General features: G+C 62.8%; 2 protein-coding genes. Both read right to left on the bottom strand.

The annotated features are described in order from the left end of the window. A partial coding sequence (gene ahpF, locus QZL63_RS09815) for an alkyl hydroperoxide reductase subunit F (RefSeq protein WP_290586801.1) occupies positions 1-1,362 on the bottom strand: 1,362 nt, incomplete at its 3' end. 13 nt (positions 1,363-1,375) lie between these two features. Next, complete coding sequence (gene ahpC, locus QZL63_RS09810; protein WP_022309127.1) at positions 1,376-1,942, bottom strand: alkyl hydroperoxide reductase subunit C; 567 nt, start codon at positions 1,940-1,942, stop codon at positions 1,376-1,378. Positions 1,943-2,169 lie beyond the last annotated feature (227 nt).

Raw genomic sequence — 2,169 nt, 5'->3', positions numbered from 1 at the left:
GAAGAGCGCGCTGTTGGCCGAGAGGCCGATCTGCACGAATACGCCGTCGAACGGCATCTCGGAGACCGCATCCGTGCGGCGGTCCTTCAGGCGCAGGGCCGTGAGCCGGCCGTCGTGTCCGAGCGCTTCGAGTGTCTGCACCGCGGTGCGGACCGTGACGTTGGGCAGCGATCGCAGTTTCTCCTGCAGGACGCCGTCGGCTTTCAGCTCCTCCATGAATTCGAGCACGGTCACGTGCCGGCAGATTCCCGCCAGGTCGATGGCTGCCTCGACTCCCGAGTTGCCGCCGCCGATCACGGCCACATCCTTTCCCGCATAGAACGGCCCGTCGCAGTGGGGACAGAAGGCGATGCCGTGTCCGGTGTATTCGGCTTCACCCGGGACGCCGAGCCTGCGCCACGAGGCTCCCGTGGCGGCAATCAGCGCCGGGGCCCGGAATACCTCGCCGCCGCGCACGCGCAGTACGTGCTCCTTTTCTCCGGCTTCGAAGGCCTCGATCGTGCGGTTTTCGCACAGTTCGATGCCGTAGGCTTCCATGTGGCGGCGCAGGTCGCCGGCCAGTTCGGCCCCCGTGGTCCGGGGTACGGAGATGAGGTTCTCGATACCGACCGTTTCGTTCACCTGCCCGCCGATGCGCCCGGCCACCACAGCCACCTTCAGCCCCTTGCGGGCCGAGTAGATCGCCGCTGCAGCACCTGCCGGTCCGCCTCCGGCCACTACGACGTCGTAGCGGTGTTCGATTGTTGTGCCCTCGGCGGGGCGGCTCCCGATACGCTCCTCGAGCTGCTCGAGCAGTTCGCCCAGCGAGCTCCGACCCGTGTGGAGTGGTTCGCCGTTGCAGAAGACGCTCGGTACGGCCTGGATCCTCAGCCGCTCGGCCTCCTCGGGAAAGAGGGCGCCGTCGATGGCCGTATGGCGGATCTGCGGGTTGAGAATCGCCAGCACGTTGAGGGCCTGCACCACGTCGGGGCAGTTCGTACAGGTCAGCGACATGTAGGTCTCCAGTTCGACCGGCCCTTCGAGTGCCTCGATCCGGCGGCGGGTCGCCTCGTCGGGAAGGTTGCGCCCCTTTCCGTCGGCATTGAGCACGGCCAGTACCAGCGAGCTGAATTCATGCCCGTTGGGCACGGCCCGGAAGCGGATGCCGAGCTCCTGTCCGTTCTTCAGGATCCGGAACTCGAGTCCGGGGCCCTCGCTTACGCGGCAGGCGAGGCGGTCGGATGCGGCGGCCGTGTCGCCGAGCAGTTCGAGCAGCTCCGCGCGGGACCCGTGGCCCGCGCGGACTGCGATGTCGAAGAGGTAGTCGGCCTCCAGCGACCCGAACAGTTCCTTGAGTTGCTCCTTGAGCGATGCGTCCAACATAGCTTCCGGAGTCTTAGATCTTGCCTACCAGATCGATGCTCGGCTTGAGCGTCTCTTCGCCCTTCTTCCACTTGGCGGGGCATACCTCGCCCTTGTGCGTTGCCACGAACTGGGCCGCCTCGACCTTGCGGAGCAGCTCCTCGGCGTTGCGGCCGATGCTGTTGTCCTGAATTTCGACCAGTTTGACGACTCCTTCGGGGTTTACCACGAACGTGCCGCGATAGGCCATTCCGTCTTCCTCGCTCATTACGCCGAAGCCGCGGGCAAGCACGCCGGTCGGATCGGCGAGCATCGGGTACTGGATCTTGCGGATGCTCTCCGAGGTGTCGTGCCAGGCCTTGTGCACGAAGTGCGAGTCGGTGCTCACCGAGTATACTTCGACGCCCATGGCCATGAACTGCTCGTACTTCTCGGCCATGTCCACCAGCTCGGTGGGGCATACGAAGGTGAAGTCGGCAGGGTAGAAGAAGAATATGGCCCACTTGCCCTTGATGTCTTCGTTGGAGACGGTCTTGAATACGCCGTTGTGGTAGGCCTGGACCTTGAACTCGGGGATCGGGGAATTGATGATCGATGTCATGTCTTTACTGTTTTATAGGGTTCATACTCGGACCGGTCCGGAACGTCGGGCGCCCCTTTCCGGCCTTTTACGAGACAAAGGTAAATCGGATATTTGTATAAATCAAATTGATAATTTTTATATTATTATAATTTGATTTTATATTGGTTCCGCATGGACATGCGGGCAAAATCCGTACCAGCCCCTTCTGGAGCGGGCGGTGTGGACCGCCGCAAAAAAGGGACCGG

This window comes from Alistipes sp. CAG:268, from assembly GCA_000434235.1.
GTDB lineage: Bacteria > Bacteroidota > Bacteroidia > Bacteroidales > Rikenellaceae > Alistipes > Alistipes avistercoris.
Note: the sequence above shows the minus strand (reverse complement) of the source record. Positions and strands in the feature narration are given on the sequence as shown.